The sequence below is a fragment of the uncultured Roseobacter sp. genome, assembly GCF_947501835.1.
Classification (GTDB): domain Bacteria; phylum Pseudomonadota; class Alphaproteobacteria; order Rhodobacterales; family Rhodobacteraceae; genus Roseobacter.
In genome coordinates, this window is the sequence record NZ_CANMXR010000011.1 from 124,670 (window position 1) to 139,409 (window position 14,740).

Annotated in this window: 16 protein-coding genes; 14 read left to right on the plus strand and 2 right to left on the minus strand. The window is 61.2% G+C overall.

Annotated features, from left to right (window positions below):
* The first annotated feature begins 165 nt into the window (after positions 1–165).
* The 6 genes from Q1A20_RS20540 (at position 166) to Q1A20_RS20565 (ending at position 5,505) form a co-directional block, all read left to right on the plus strand.
* Complete coding sequence (locus Q1A20_RS20540; protein WP_299918445.1) at positions 166–495, plus strand: DUF736 domain-containing protein; 330 nt, start codon at positions 166–168, stop codon at positions 493–495.
* Positions 496–779: 284 nt separating this feature from the next.
* A complete protein-coding gene (locus tag Q1A20_RS20545) occupies positions 780–998 on the plus strand; it encodes a helix-turn-helix domain-containing protein (RefSeq protein ID WP_299918447.1) in 219 nt (72 codons plus the stop codon).
* Complete coding sequence (locus Q1A20_RS20550) at positions 991–1,458, plus strand: DUF2840 domain-containing protein (protein WP_299918449.1); 468 nt, start codon at positions 991–993, stop codon at positions 1,456–1,458. The genes Q1A20_RS20545 and Q1A20_RS20550 overlap by 8 nt, the downstream gene beginning before the upstream one ends.
* Positions 1,455–1,970 carry a S26 family signal peptidase gene (locus Q1A20_RS20555; protein WP_299918451.1) on the plus strand — a complete coding sequence of 172 codons (516 nt, stop codon included), beginning with the start codon at positions 1,455–1,457 and terminating at the stop codon, positions 1,968–1,970. Before Q1A20_RS20550 ends, Q1A20_RS20555 begins: the two co-directional genes overlap by 4 nt.
* Before the next feature lie 241 nt (positions 1,971–2,211).
* Positions 2,212–4,194 (plus strand): relaxase/mobilization nuclease and DUF3363 domain-containing protein, encoded by a 1,983-nt coding sequence (locus Q1A20_RS20560; RefSeq protein ID WP_299410361.1) that lies wholly within the window; start codon positions 2,212–2,214, stop codon positions 4,192–4,194.
* 174 nt (positions 4,195–4,368) lie between these two features.
* A complete protein-coding gene (locus tag Q1A20_RS20565; protein WP_299410362.1) occupies positions 4,369–5,505 on the plus strand; it encodes a DUF3644 domain-containing protein in 1,137 nt (378 codons plus the stop codon).
* Positions 5,506–5,526: 21 nt separating this feature from the next.
* On the opposite strand, the gene Q1A20_RS20570 is transcribed toward Q1A20_RS20565, so the two are convergent.
* Positions 5,527–5,871 carry a hypothetical protein gene (locus Q1A20_RS20570; protein ID WP_299410363.1) on the minus strand — a complete coding sequence of 115 codons (345 nt, stop codon included), beginning with the start codon at positions 5,869–5,871 and terminating at the stop codon, positions 5,527–5,529.
* A gap of 20 nt (positions 5,872–5,891) precedes the next feature.
* On the minus strand, positions 5,892–6,350 hold the full coding sequence (locus tag Q1A20_RS20575; protein ID WP_299410364.1) for a hypothetical protein: 459 nt from the start codon (positions 6,348–6,350) through the stop codon (positions 5,892–5,894).
* Between the two features lie 278 nt (positions 6,351–6,628).
* Between Q1A20_RS20575 and Q1A20_RS20580 the strand changes: the two genes are divergently transcribed.
* Genes Q1A20_RS20580 through trbJ form a run of 8 tightly spaced genes read left to right on the plus strand, consistent with a single transcriptional unit; the run spans position 6,629 to position 14,737 of the window.
* Entirely contained in the window at positions 6,629–8,656 is a 2,028-nt protein-coding gene (locus Q1A20_RS20580) for a conjugal transfer protein TraG (protein WP_299918454.1), read from the plus strand.
* Positions 8,657–8,667: 11 nt separating this feature from the next.
* A complete protein-coding gene (locus tag Q1A20_RS20585; protein ID WP_299410367.1) occupies positions 8,668–9,237 on the plus strand; it encodes a CopG family transcriptional regulator in 570 nt (189 codons plus the stop codon).
* A gap of 37 nt (positions 9,238–9,274) precedes the next feature.
* Complete coding sequence (trbB, locus tag Q1A20_RS20590) at positions 9,275–10,231, plus strand: P-type conjugative transfer ATPase TrbB (RefSeq protein WP_367180950.1); 957 nt, start codon at positions 9,275–9,277, stop codon at positions 10,229–10,231.
* Positions 10,228–10,575, plus strand: a complete 348-nt coding sequence (locus tag Q1A20_RS20595; protein WP_367180949.1) for a TrbC/VirB2 family protein — start codon at positions 10,228–10,230, stop codon at positions 10,573–10,575. The genes trbB and Q1A20_RS20595 overlap by 4 nt, the downstream gene beginning before the upstream one ends.
* Positions 10,575–10,847 (plus strand): VirB3 family type IV secretion system protein, encoded by a 273-nt coding sequence (locus Q1A20_RS20600; RefSeq protein WP_299410370.1) that lies wholly within the window; start codon positions 10,575–10,577, stop codon positions 10,845–10,847. The genes Q1A20_RS20595 and Q1A20_RS20600 overlap by 1 nt, the downstream gene beginning before the upstream one ends.
* Positions 10,841–13,339: a conjugal transfer protein TrbE gene (gene trbE / locus Q1A20_RS20605; RefSeq protein ID WP_299410372.1), complete on the plus strand. Its 2,499-nt coding sequence runs from the start codon at positions 10,841–10,843 to the stop codon at positions 13,337–13,339. The genes Q1A20_RS20600 and trbE overlap by 7 nt, the downstream gene beginning before the upstream one ends.
* Entirely contained in the window at positions 13,323–14,018 is a 696-nt protein-coding gene (locus Q1A20_RS20610; protein ID WP_299410374.1) for a hypothetical protein, read from the plus strand. The genes trbE and Q1A20_RS20610 overlap by 17 nt, the downstream gene beginning before the upstream one ends.
* Positions 14,015–14,737, plus strand: coding sequence for a P-type conjugative transfer protein TrbJ (gene trbJ / locus Q1A20_RS20615; protein WP_299410375.1), 723 nt, complete (start codon positions 14,015–14,017; stop codon positions 14,735–14,737). Before Q1A20_RS20610 ends, trbJ begins: the two co-directional genes overlap by 4 nt.
* Positions 14,738–14,740: the final 3 nt, after the last annotated feature.

Genomic DNA, 14,740 nt, shown 5'->3' on the forward strand with positions numbered 1-14,740 from the left:
CCTTCGGGCTCCTCGCGCATGGCGCTACGCGCCCAAAAAAGCCCGCGCCAGTGGTGCTTCACCTGCGTTGCGCCCCTGCGGGTTCAGCCGCTCGCCGCCCGCCATGGCCGGTCACGCGTCAGCAGGGGATGGTCCCCAGCGACAGACAACATAGGAGACTTAAAAATGGCACAAGCACTTGGATATGTGACGCAGACGGACAAAGGCGGATATGAGGGCACGCTCGCAACGATGAGCCTCAAGAAGCGCATTCGCATCCTGCCCAATACGGCGAAAGAGAGCGACGCCCAGCCCGACTTCCGGGTCTATACCGAAGACCGGGTGGAGATCGGTGGCGGCTGGAACCGGACCGGCAAGACCTCGGGCAATGCCTATGTCTCGCTGACCTTTGCCGCCCCCGAATTCGGGCCGCAGAAGGTCTACGCCAATCTCGGTCGGGCCGCCGGACAGGACGACGCAAGCGTTATGGCGATCCTCTGGAACCCGCGGGACTGAGGTGAACCGAGTGCCCCGCGCAAATTCGCGCGGGGCATACCACAGCCGAATGCGCACTCGCGTTTCCGATGTTGCCCACGCTTTCCGTGAGCTAATTTCTCGAGTTCTTGTATTGCGTTCCAGTTTTCGTGAGCGGATTTTTGCAAATTCGGATAAGTTGAGCCAGTTCGGGCCAAGTCTCTTCGTATCGCCGCGCGCACAACCTAAGCGCGATACTGTTCTTTTTCAGACCATTAGCCGATTTTATCTCTCCATAGCAAAACATTGCTGAAAGGAGATGACGTATGACGGAGGAGCCGGACATCAGCACGTTGGGCAATCCCTTTCGAACCACGAAAGAGGCTGCGGCATTCTTAAAGCTGAAACCGAACACATTGGAGAAAATGCGCGTCTACGGGGGCGGTCCGATCTATCGCAAACATGGCCGCCATGTCCGCTATCATATCGATGATCTGAACGCCTGGTCGGACTTGCGCAAGAAAGATTCAACTTCCGATGACTGACTATTTGAGCTACATTGAGATCGCTTTCTATCCCGACTGCATCAACTACTGGCTGCGCTTTGGTGATCCGGATGTGGGCTATGATCTCGACCGCACGCGGTCACTTGCGCTGTTCAAACCGAACAAAATCTTCGGCTATGTGCGCTGGCAGTCTGACGAGTATGGCGCGGAAGATTGGCGCATCGCCGTGGTGCAGACGGGCGCTCCGAAGCAGAGCCTATGCCGATGTCCGGGCGTGTGGCCGGGAGGTGAAATCCTCCTATCAGTGGTCGGCTCGACGCGGGTCAAGCGGGTGCTCACGCAGTTCGATGCGCTCAAGACTGCAGGGTTCCACCCATGTGATGTGTCGCCCTTTTACTATCGCCATCTGCATAGTCGGATCGCAGTCGGTAAGACCGTGCGGGCCTATTCCAGCACCCAACATGCAGCGCATGTGGCAGCGCGGGCGGTCTTGGCATGAAGGGCATCTGGCTTATCGGAATCGCTGTTCCGATCCTATTGTTGGGCGTCGCGTCGGTCATCTTGCTGCCAAGAAAGCTCATCTACAATCCGTCCGAAAGCGCACCTGTCGGCTTCTACTGGATCGATCAAAAGCCCGTCCGGCGTGGTGATTTTGTCGTCGTGCGTGTGCCTCTCTCTCTGCGCGATCTGGTCGAAACACGCGGATATCTGCCGCCAGATGTGCCACTTTTGAAGCGTGTTATGGCCCTGCCTGGCGATGAGGTTTGTCGTCGTGGACAGGATATCACCGTCAATGGAGGGGCGGTCGCGATGGCCCAGACCCGCGACAGATCAGGGCGCGACATGCCTCGCTGGCACGGCTGCCAGATGCTAGACGGGGAAGACATCTTTGTGTTGCAGGACCATCCGCAGTCGTTCGACGGGCGCTACTTCGGCCCTCTAAATCGCTGTCTAATCATTGGGCGGGCAAGGTTGTTGCGGTTTCCAAGACGGAATGACGGGAAGTGGTGATCCAGCGTCAGGAAGGATTTGAGGCGGGAAAGGGATCTGGAGAGGCGGAGGGCAAGATAAAAGGGAGTGGTGCAAAGCGGCGCTTTTCCCAGTCTGCACATCGGGTTGGTTTGCACATGGGGTGGTGGCCCCTGTGCAGGAGATCAGCGCTAAAGCGCTGAGACGATGGAAGAATTCATGGTGCAAGCCAAGACTCACGATTTGATCAGCCTGGCCGCGCCTCCTATGTCTGTAAGAGAACATGGCGGAAAAGAGCGACGATATCTTTAAACCCAGACTCGGGCGCATTCGCAATCTCGGCGGTGCCCGCTCCAAGTCCTACGTGAACCGTTTGCTCCACAAACTGTCGGCGGCCGGCGGGAGCGGATTTGGAACCAGCGCACGGTTCTCCGGCAGACTGATCGGACGCGGAAATGACGTAATGCGGTATCGGCGCGCCGGCCACCGCTTCGGACCCTCCTATCGGCGCGTCGTCATCAAGACGCGCATCGTCAAGCTGAAGGCGGGCGGTCTGGATGCGGCCCGCGCGCATCTGCGCTACATCCAGCGCGACGGCGTCTCGAAGGAGCAAGAGCCGGGTCAACTCTATGACGCAGCGCGTGACGATGCGAGCGGGAAAGAGTTTCTCGAACACAGCGACAGCGACCGCCATCAGTTCCGCTTCATCGTCTCGCCTGAAGACGCAACCGAGCTTGCCGATCTCAAGCCATTCGTCCGCGACCTGATGGGCGCGATGGAACAGGACCTCGGCACCAAGCTCGACTGGGTCGCGGTCGATCATTTCAACACCGACAATCCGCACACCCATATCGTGCTGCGCGGTAAGGACGAGTTCGGCAAGGATCTCGTCATCGCGCGCGACTATATCGGCCACGGCATGCGCCGGAAGGCGAGCGAGATCCTAACGCTCGAGCTCGGGCCCCAGACCGAACAGGAAGTCAGGCAGAAACTCGAACGGCAGGTCGACCAGGAGCGCTTCACCGATCTTGATCGCGAACTGGTCCGCGACGCCGTCGAGGGCCTCGTCGATGCGCGGCCGGATTATTCAGGAGAGCAGGATCGCGCGAAACAGGCGCTGAAGATCGGCCGCCTTCGGGTGCTTGAAAAGCGCGGTATGGGCGAGGAAATCGAACCGGGCCGCTGGCAACTCGCACCGAGGCTGGAGGAGACGTTGCGGCGGGCTGGCGAGCGCGGCGACATCGTCAAGACGATGCACCGGGGCTTGGGACAGGCTGGTCTCGATGCTGGCGCGGTGGATTATGCGATCTATGACGCCGGCGATCCGCGAGCACAGATCGTCACCGGGCGGATCATTGATCGCGGACTGCATGATGAGATCAACGACGGTCACTACATCATGGTCGACGCTACCGATGGCCGGGTCCACTATACTGCGCTCGACCCGCGGCAGGACATGGACGACCTGCCGATGGGCGCGGTCGTCGCGGTGCATCCGGCAAGCACCGGTGGAAAGCCATCCGACCGGACGATCGCGGACGTGGCGCGGGTAAATGACGGTCTCTACACCGCTGATGCCCATCGCACTCTCGATCCAGACGCGTCGTCTGACTTTGTCGAAGCTCATATCCGTCGCCTCGAAGCGCTCCGCCGTCAAAGCATCGTGCGGCGTTTTGCCGACGGCTCCTGGGATATCCCCGAAGATCTTGGCGAGAGGGTTGCGACGATCGCTCAAAATCAGGCGCACTATCCGGGGCGCGTCGTGGCCCTTTCCTATCTGTCGCTGGAGGCGCAGACGACGTCAGGTGGGGCAACGTGGCTCGATCGTGAGCTCCTGACAAAAGACCCGGTACCGCTTCGCGGTGATCGGTTCGGCGCGGCGGTCACGACGGCACTGCGCCAACGTGAAGATTACCTTGTCGATGAAGGCCTCGCCCAGCGGGATGGGCAAAAACTGCGATACCAACGCCACCTGCTGCGGGTGCTGCGCCAGCGGGAATTGGCTGCAACGGGCGACAAGCTCGGCAAGGAAATGGGGCTGGAATACACCGCGCCTCAGGACGACGAGCGGATCGGCGGCGTCTACAAGCGACCGGTTCAGCTCGCGAGCGGCAAGTTTGCTATTCTCGCCCAGTCGAAGGAGTTCACACTTGTGCCTTGGCGGCCGGTATTGGAGCGCCACCGCGGTAAGACTGTGGGCGCGGCAATGCGCGGATCGTCGGTGTCCTTCGAGTTTGGGATGAAGCGCGGGATTGGGATTGGATGATTGCCGATCTCTAGATCGGTGTGACTCGACAGGAGTCCCGGGCTGAGCGCGGCCGGTTCCAAAAGAGTTTCTCTGCGCGGCCTCAAAAGGTTAGATGCTCGTTACCAACACGAAAAACGAGGGGAATAATGTAGCGTGGCACGCAGACCGGGGAACAAGTTAGAGAAATGGGAGGTGGCGATCGTCAAGGCGATGCTCGTGCGCAAATACGTCCCCCAAGACATTCAGGCCTATTTCTCACGACCAACGCGGTCCATCAATCATGCGCGCATCTCTGAAATTCGAGACGAAGCAAAGCACAGGGCGATCAAGCCAGCAACAGATGACGAACTGGACGCCTTCCTTGCGGCCTGGCCCAACATCGACCCAGGGACCGGTCTTCATCTTCAGGGTGACGAGCTCTTGGTCAAGGCGCGCGAGGCGATGATCGCCGCCGTTCATACGTTCAACAGTGCCGGGCTACATTTCCGGGCCGAACTGTTCATCGTGACGTGTGTCATCGCCTGGACTTATCTTTTGCATGCATATTACAAGCGCGAAGGTGTCGATTATCGACATAAGAGAGGGGGTCAAGTTGAGAAAACGCCAAGCGGCGCCGATAAATATTGGGAGCTCGGTCAATGTCTTGCACATGGGGATTGCCCGCTGGAAAAAGGCGTTATCGTCAACCTTAACTTTCTCACCGAAATTCGGCATGAGATCGAGCACCGGTCGACAAATCGGATCGACGACGCACTGAGCGCCAAGCTTCAAGCATGCTGCATTAACTTCAACGACGCCATCAAGACGCTCTTCGGCAAGGAGTTCGCGCTCGAAAAACGACTACCTATTGCCTTGCAGTTCGTGACCTTTGACGGCGCGCAACGGGCCAGCCTGATTGGCGCCGACCTTCCCCCTAATCTGGCAACGGCAATGGACAATTTCCATGGAGGGCTGACAGAGGAGGAGTTGAACGATCCGAAATTTCGGTACCGCGTGGCCTTTGTTCCGAAAGTCTCCGGCAAACCTTCCAAAGCCGATCTTGCAGTTGAGTTTGTCAAACCGGGGTCACCAGAAGCCGAAGCCGTCGAACGGGTGTTGCTGAAGGAAACCGAGCGGCCGAAACATCTGCCGTCGGAGATCGTCGCAAGGGTGCAGGCGGCGGGGTATCCGGAGTTCAGCATGTATGATCACACGCAGCTTGCTCGACAACTTGATGCGCGCAATCCTGGCAAGGGGTATGGCGTCAAAGTCGCCAAGGCCTGGTATTGGTACGAGAGTTGGTTCGAGAAGGTTATCGAGAAACTGGCTGAGGGTTGGAGCAGGCCTTAGACGGCAACGGCGTTGAGGGGGTCAGAGTCTAGTCCACTCTCTGCCCCATTCGGTGACAGTCTTTGCCGAGCGGCTGCGCTCCAAAGGATAGAACCGCTTTTGGAAACGGCGGCCTTCGAATTCAACGATCTCCTTGCTCCGCGCATTCGGGAAGGCTGCATCCAGCCTCGATTGGAGCTCTTCCTCGAAGGTTCGCTTTAGCGTTCCTGTCGCCTTGAGCGCCTCGGTTACGTGGCGGACCTTTCGCCGTGCGGTTTTCAAGTCTGCTTGGTATTTGTCGGGATTGTTCCCGTTATAGTTTTCGAGGCGACGTTCCCAAACCGTCAGTTCGGCCTTTGCTGCTTCAAGATCTTCGATTGAATACATAAATTCCTTCCAGGCTCGACCTAGCCTTCACATCGGATGAATACCCTTTCTTCCCCGCCAAGCAATAGGGCTTCCGGAGAAAATCCACCCGCAGTGGCCGCCAGCCTCAGTTCATCGTCACCGGCATCTTGGACGTCGAACTGGACGGTTTCATCAATTGGCTCATCGATGCGGGTCTGTGTGAAGCGGCGATACTCAACCCGGTGGTCGAAACTCATGATGACGGTGCTATCGCGCAACTCCCAGGAACCGCTGCGCCAAGGAAGAGGCCCGGTTGCCTCATCGGTTGTGCGCCACCATTGCACGGCGCGGTCGTCGCCTTCCTCGGTGAGCGCAAGCCACTCGGTGCCGCAATCGGACTGGCTTGCCGCCCAGTTGCCGATTAGCGCGTCGCTATCGGCGTTTCCATCGCATGCGGACAACGAGATGACAGCAAGGGCCATCAATATCGGGCTGTAGGTCTTTTTCCGCGTTTCCATAGCTGATCTCCTAACAGGGAGGTCGGAGTCGGCCCAATAGATCAGAATTCGGAGTTCTACCGCGGCCGCTTTCCAGTGTTGGCGCCAGCGTGGGGCCCAGGTCTTCCAAAAACTAGCCATGACGTTCTTGACTTGTGCTGGCTTGTCTTGGCTCAACCCTGATCCTGCTTCCCAACTTGGACTACGTTGCATGCAAGTACATTGTCTAAACGCCCGTCTTTCTTCGATTTTAAGCGCATCCCAAACGGCCCCCAGGCCCCCAATGCGCGAAGAAATCGATGACCCCTACCAAACTCCTTGTCGGCCAGATTTTCAGCGTCTTCGCGATCGTGATCGGTGCGCTCTGGTTCGCGACGCAATGGGCGGCGGGCCAACTCGGGCATCAACCCCGCCTCGGTGAGGCCTGGACCTCGGTCGGCGACTATCCCGTCTGCTACCCTTGGCGGTTGTTCGAATGGTGGTACGCCTACGAGGCCTATGCGCCGTCGGTCTTCAATCAGGCGGGCGCCATCGCTGCATCGGGCGGCATTCTGGGTGTCGTGGTTGCGGTTGCAGGATCCCTATGGCGCGCGCGGCAGACCCGGCTGGTCACGACGTACGGCTCGTCACGCTGGGCTTCGACGCGCGAAATCGCCAAGGCGGGCCTGTTCGATCCGGCGGGCGTGTTTCTCGGACAGCTAAAGGACCGCTATCTGCGCCATGACGGCGCGGAACATGTCATGTGTTTCGCGCCAACACGGTCGGGCAAGGGCGTCGGGCTTGTTATCCCAACTTTGCTCAGCTGGCCGCACTCCGCCGTCATTCACGACATCAAGGGCGAGAACTGGCAGCTGACTGCGGGCTGGCGATCCAAATTCTCGCATTGCCTGCTGTTCAATCCGACCGATCCGGCGAGCGCCAAATACAATCCGCTGTTGGAAGTGCGCAAAGGCCGGTTCGAGGTTCGCGACGTCCAGAACATCGCCGATATCCTCGTCGATCCCGAGGGCAGCCTCGAACGTCGTAATCATTGGGAAAAAACCGGCCACTCCTTGCTCGTCGGCGTGATCCTGCATGTGCTCTACGCCGAGAAGGATAAAACGCTCGCCCGCGTCGCGGCCTTCCTCTCTGATCCTTCGCGCTCCTTCGAACGCACGTTGCGCGTCATGATGAGCACCAATCATCTCGGCAGCGATGCCGCGCCGGAAGTTCACCCGGTCGTCGCGCAGGCCGCGCGCGAGCTCCTCAACAAATCCGAGAACGAACGCTCGGGCGTCCTCTCAACCGCGATGTCGTTTCTTGGTCTTTATCGCGATCCGACGGTCGCCGAGACGACCAGCGCCTGCGAATGGCGGATCACCGATCTGATGGACGCCGACCGTCCGGTCTCCCTTTATCTCGTCATTCCGCCGTCCGACATTTCACGGACCAAGCCGCTCGTCCGTCTGATCCTCAACCAGATCGGCCGCCGTCTGACCGAGCGCTTGGAGGGCGAACCCGGCAAGCGGCATCGCCACCAGCTTCTGATGATGCTCGACGAGTTTCCGGCGCTCGGGCGCCTCGATTTCTTCGAAAGCGCGCTTGCCTTCATGGCCGGATACGGCGTGCGCAGCTTCCTGATCGCCCAAAGCCTCAATCAGATCTCGAAAGCCTATGGCGAGAACAACGCCATCCTCGACAATTGCCATGTGCGTATCGCCTTCGCCTCGAATGACGAGCGCACAGCGAAGCGCATCTCCGACAGCCTCGGTACATCGACCGAACTGCGCGCGCAGCGCAACTATGCCGGTCACCGGCTCGCGCCCTGGCTCGCCCATGTCATGGTCAGCCGGCAGGAGACCGCGCGTCAGCTTCTGACGCCCGGCGAGGTCATGCAGCTGCCCCCAGAGGACGAACTGGTGATGGTGTCCGGCCATCCGCCGATCCGCGCGAAGAAGCTGCGCTATTTCGAGGACGCGAATTTCACAGGCCGGGTGCTCCCCCCTCCCGGTCTGTGCGCGGACGGTCCCTATGTGGATCGTCCGCAGCAAGGGGGAACCGACTGGGCCGGACAGGTCCGGAGGCCTCACGCGGATCTGACCAAGCCTTGGTCCGAGCTCGTCTCTGAAGCGCATGAGGATGAGGGCGGGCTCAAGCGTCATCCCGCGCTGCCCGAGGAAGCTCCCAAGGCTCCCGCATCCGAAAAAGCGCCCGACGCGGGTCTTCTTGATGATGAGTTCGACCCCAATGACGCCCGCCGGATGGACCAACTCGCCCGCAACACGGCGACCGTCCGGCGTGCCCACGCCATGGACCAGGCCGATGACGACCTGATCCCGAGATTCTGAGGAGGGATGCGATGAAACCCCGCCTCAACGTTCATGTCGCCCACGAGCTCTTCGAGAAAGTAGAGATCGCCGCCAAACGCCCGGACGTCACCAAAGCGGCTGTCGTCGAGGCAGCGCTGATGGGCTTCTTCTCGAAGGAATTCGACGATCAGCGCGATGGCGCGCTCATTCGCCGGCTGGACCGACTGACCCGCCAATATGACAAGCTCGAGCGCAATCTCTCAATCACCACCGAGACGCTCGCGCTCTACATCCGCTTTTTCCTGACCGTGACCCCACCGCTCCCCGGGGCCGATCAGGACGCCGCCCGCGCGCTCGGCAAGGAGCGTTTCGACTATTTCATCACGCAGCTCTCACGCCGACTTGCGGGTGGCAAAAACATGGTCCGCGATGTTCTCGAGGAGATCAACGCGGACGAATCCGAGTTCTTCACGGCAAGGGAACTTGATGCCCTTCGAGCAGTGAAGACGGCCGCTTCCCCACAACAGAGCGAGGGACAGAAAAAACCGAACGGGGAAGCGGCCAGCAAACACACCGGTGCGAGCGTCGCAGGCGAAGATCAGGAGGACGATCATGTCTGACCGGTTCCATCCCGACACGCTTGACCGGCAACGCACCATGCTCCGCACGGCGATGGGACCGGCGATTGCCACTGCGCTTGCCGATCCCGCCGTCATCGAGGTGATGGTCAATCCGGACGGGAAGCTTTGGCTCGACCGCCATGGCGATGGGCGGATCGATACCGGCCAGGCGCTCGGCGCGTCCGAGACCGAACGCATCATCCGGCTTGTAGCGAGCCATATCGGGCAGGAATGTCACCGCGACCAGCCAGTCGTGTCCGCCGAACTCCCTGAAAGCGGCGAACGCTTCGAAGGTCTGTTGCCGCCGGTCGCGCCCGCACCATGCTTTGCGATCCGCAAGCCCGCCAAGGTGCTCTACCGGCTCGGCGATTACGTCGACGCGCAGATCATAACCGCACAGATGGCGACCGCGCTGCGAAACGCCATCGATACGCGCAACAATATCGTGGTGGTGGGCGGCACCAGCTCCGGCAAGACCACGCTGGTCAACGCACTGCTCGCAGAGGTCGCAACCGGTGGCGATCGGGTCATCCTGATCGAGGACACGCGCGAGCTCCATTGCGCCGCGGAGGATTGCGTCAGCCTGCGCACCAAGCCCGGTGTCGCAGCGCTGGCCGATCTTGTGCGCTCGACCATGCGACTCAGACCCGACAGGATCATCGTCGGTGAGGTGCGCGGGGCCGAAGCTCTCGACATGCTGAAGGCGTGGAACACGGGCCATCCGGGCGGGATCACCACGCTCCACGCCAACTCCGCCCATGCCGGCCTCTACCGGCTCGAACAGCTCATCCAGGAAGCCGTCGTCACGGTGCCGCGTCGGCTAATCGCCGATGCGATCGACATCGTCGTTTTCCTGAAAGGCCGCGGGTCCGGCCGCCGCGTCGAGACTGTCGCGTCCATCGAGGGTCTGACCGAGGGCGGCGATTACCGCCTCAAACCACTCACACCCGTCCAGCTCGTGTCGCCGGTTCGGACAGAAGGAGATCCTGCATGAACCCTAAATTCCCAATTCTTTCGTCCGTGTCGACACATCACCCGGCGACGTGGTTCTTGCTACTAACCGTCCTGGCTTTCGCTGGCGCAGATCCGGCCGAAGCCGCGGGCTCGGGCATGCCATGGGAAGCGCCGCTAACAGCGATCCTGGAATCCATCGAGGGACCGGTGGCGCGGATCATCGCGGTGATCATCATCGTCATCACCGGTCTGTCGCTCGCCTTTGGCGAAACCTCGGGTGGTTTCCGCCGGCTGATCCAGATCGTTTTCGGCCTCTCGATCGCTTTTGCCGCGACCAGCTTCTTCCTGTCCTTCTTCTCCTTCGGCGGCGGGGCGCTGATCTGATGGCTGGCGCGCTTCCCACCGCCGACGGGTTCGAGATTCCGCTCCACCGGGCGCTCACCGAGCCGATCCTGATGGCTGGCGCACCGCGCGGCGTGGCGATTGTCAACGGCACGCTGGCCGCCGCGCTCGGCTTGGGCCTCCAGCTCTGGCTGGCCGGTATCGTCGTCTGGATCGTTGGTCATTCGGCGGCCGTCTACGCGGCGAAGAAGGACCCGGCCTTCATGGAAGTGCTGGTCCGCCACATCCGCCACAAGGGACACCTGGCATGTTGAACCTTGCCGAATATCGCGTTCGGCCACCGCTTCTGGCCGACTATCTTCCCTGGGCCTCGCTGGTTGCGCCCGGCGTGATCCTCAACAAGGACGGCAGCTTCCAGCGGTCGGCGCGGTTTCGCGGACCTGATCTGGAAAGCGCTACATCGGCCGAGCTCGTCGCGACCTGCGCACGGATCAACAATGTGCTCAGACGTTTTGGCTCGGGCTGGGCGCTGTTCTTCGAAGCCGAGCGGTACGCGGCGCGCGACTACCCGGCGTCTGACTTCCCCGATCCGGTCTCGCGCCTCGTCGACGAGGAACGCCGCGCCGCGTTCGAGGAGGCCGGCGCGCTCTTCGAGAGCGCCTATGTGCTGACCTTCGTCCATCTTCCGCCGCCTGAAAATGTCGGGCGCGCTGAAAAACTGCTGATCGAGGGCGCTGAGGAAAAGCGTGGTCTCGATTACTCCGATCATCTCGAAAGCTTCATCCAGCAGACCGACCGGGCCCTCGATCTGATCGGACAGTTGATGCCCGAAGTCGCGCCGCTCACCGACGACGAGACGCTCACCTACCTGCACAATTGCATCTCGAACAAACTGCACCCGGTCGCAACGCCCGAGGTGCCGATCCATCTCGATGCGGTGCTGGTCGACACGGCGCTGACGGGCGGACTCGAACCAATGCTCGGCGAGGCGCATCTGCGCGCCCTGACCATCCTCGGCTATCCCGGATCAACGACGCCAGGACTCCTCGATGCTTTGAACCATCTCGGCTTCGAATATCGCTGGATGACGCGCTTTGTGCCGCTCGACAAGGCGGCGGCGGAAAAGGTGATCAAGCGCTTCCGCCGGCAATGGTTCGCCAAGCGCAAATCGATCGCCGCGATCATCAAGGAAGTGCTCACAAACGAGCAGTCGGTGCTAGTCGATACCGACGCCGACAACAAGACGGCCGATGCCGACGCGGCGCTTCAGGAACTTGGGGCCGATCTCGTCTCCTACGGCTATGTGACGACCACCTTCATCGTCTGGGATGAAGACGCTTCCACCGTGCGCGAGAAGGTGCGCGCAGCGCAGCGCGTGATCGATGGGCGCGGTTTTGCCACCATCGACGAGACCGCCAATGCGGTCGAAGCCTGGCTCTCGTCGCTCCCGGGCCATGTCTACGCCAATGTGCGGGCCGCACCGGTCAACACACTCAACCTCGCGCATTTGATGCCGCTGTCGGCCACTTGGGCTGGCCCGGCGCGCAATGAGCATTTGGACGGCCCGCCGCTGATCACCGTGCGCACCAACGGCACCACGCCGTTTCGGCTCGTGACGCATATCGGCGATGTCGGGCATATGCTGGTCGTCGGTCCGACCGGCGCGGGCAAGTCTGTCCTCCTGTCGCTGATTGCCCTGCAATTCCGACGTTACCCGGGCGCGCAGATCACGATGTTCGACAAAGGCGGCTCGGCACGGGCGGCCATTCTCGGCATGGGCGGGGACTACTTCGATCTTGGCGCGGCCAAGGAGGGTGAAAAAGGCGCGCTCGCGTTCCAGCCCCTAGCGCGGATCGACCAGACATCAGAGCGCGCCTTCGCGCAGGACTGGGTGCTTGGCCTGCTCACCCACGAAGGCGTCACGGTAACCCCGGAGGTCAAGGACGCGGTCTGGTCGGCCTTGTCGAACCTTGCCGCAGCACCTGTTCCCGAACGCACGCTCACCGGTCTCGCAACGCTGCTACAGGTGACCGCGCTGCGTCAGGCGCTGCAACCCTACACGCTCGAAGGACCCTATGGCCGGCTCCTCGACGCCGATGATGACCGGCTCGAGCTGAGTTCTGTTCAATGCTTCGAAATGGAAGAGCTGATGCACGAGACCGGTGCAGTCCTGCCGGTGCTGACCTATGTGTTCCACCGTCTCGAAGAACGGTTTGATGGGCGGCCATCTCTGCTGATCCTCGACGAGGCCTGGCTTTTCCTCGACAACCCCGCTTTCGCGGCACGCATCCGGGAATGGCTGAAGACGCTGCGCAAGCAGAACGTCTCGGTGATCTTCGCGACGCAAGGTCTTTCCGACATCGCCGGCAGTTCGATTGCGCCCGCGATCATCGAAAGCTGTCCTACCCGCATCTTCCTACCCAACGACCGGGCGATCGAGCCGCAAGCCAAGGCCGTCTATGAGGCGTTCGGCCTCAACGACCGGCAGATCGAGATCATCGCCCGCGCCGTCCTCAAACGCGACTACTACACCCAATCCCGCGCCGGAAATCGGCTCTTTGAGCTGGGGCTCGGCCCGATCGCGCTGGCCTTCACCGGATCGAGCACCAAAGCCGACCACGCCCTGATGACCGGGCTTCTGGGCGCCCATGGTGAGGAGGAGTTCGCCGACAGCTGGCTGCGCGCCAAGGGGCTCGACTGGGCAGCCGACCTGATCACCGATCCGGGCGCAGACCAGCCCGATCAATCACAGGGGGTCCTCGAGTTCACCCAAGACATGGAGACCGACAATGAAACGTCCGCTTGAGATAGCCGCTGCGCTCACGCTTGTGTTGTTGGCCTCCACGCCTGCAGCAGGTGCCAGCATCGGATGGCCCAAGTGCTCGCGCGACTATTGTCCGGGGTCCTATCTGAGTGTCATCACATGGCGGGGCAACGCCACTTTGTCGGTCGGATCCGTATGTCCGCGCGAATGGCGCCATATCTGGGGCCGCTCGGACGCAAGTGGTTCGATCCTGCAATGGTTCAACGAGAATGCCGAATATGGAGAAGGTCGGCTTTGCATTCCGCTCCATCCCGATGTCGATGATATCCGCATCAAGTCGACCGGCGGAGACTGTGGTTATGGTGGCAATGACGTTGCTGCTGCCGCGAACTCGCCCATGCAGGGTGTCAGGCTGCGCCGCGGTGGCGAAGCGGCAACCGTGCTGCGCGGCTGTCACGCGACCATCGGTAACGAACGGGTCGGCCGGGTCGCCTATGGCGGCATCGCGCTGAACTTCGCCGATGGCTACACGTTCGGCGACAGCTATGTCCGCGACCATTTTTACGGCGTCTATGACGGTCTGGACACGAAGCGGGTGAAGCCCGCCGATGTCGGCATCACCGCCATCAGCCAATTCAACACCTACCACTACCGCATAGAAATCCTGGCCAATGGTCGGGGCGATTGGACGTGGGGCAAACCAGAGGAGAACGAACGATGAAATATCCCCGTTTAGCAATAGCCTGTGCCGCCTTGGCGCTGGCCGTGACCACTGCGACGGTCACCCCGCCGCCGGCCTACGCGATCACGGTCTTCGATCCGGCCAATTACAGCCAGAATCTACTGACGGCCGTCCGAAACCTTCAGCAGATCAACAACCAGATCGCGCAGCTCGCCAACGAGGCGCAGATGTTGGTCAATCAGGCGCGCGAGCTGACCAGCCTGCCGACCTCGGTCGCCGGCGAGCTGCAAGCCTCGCTCGGCCAGGTCGACAACCTCATCCGCGACGCCCAAGGCATCGCCTATGACGTCTCCGAGATCGACCGCGAATATCAGCGGCTGTTTCCCGAAGAATATGCTTCGAGCGTCGCGACCTCGCGGATCGTCCAAGATGCGCAAGAAGCCTGGCAGAACGCCCGCGAAGGCTTTCGTCACAGCCTGCATGTTCAGGCCGAAGTTGTGGGACAGGTTCGCACAGACGCCGCCACCCTCGACAGGTTGATCGCCGAGAGCCAGGACGCGGTCGGCAATCTGCAGGCCGTGCAGGCCGGCAACCAGCTGACCGCGCTTGCCGCGAAACAGTCGATGCAGCTCCAGACGTTGCTGGCGGCTTCGGCGCGCGCTGACGCGCTCGAAAGCGCCCGCGCAGTTGCAACGCGCGAACAGGCCCGCGCCCGCTTCGAACGCTTCATGGGCGATGGCAGCAGCTACACGCGCTGAGGC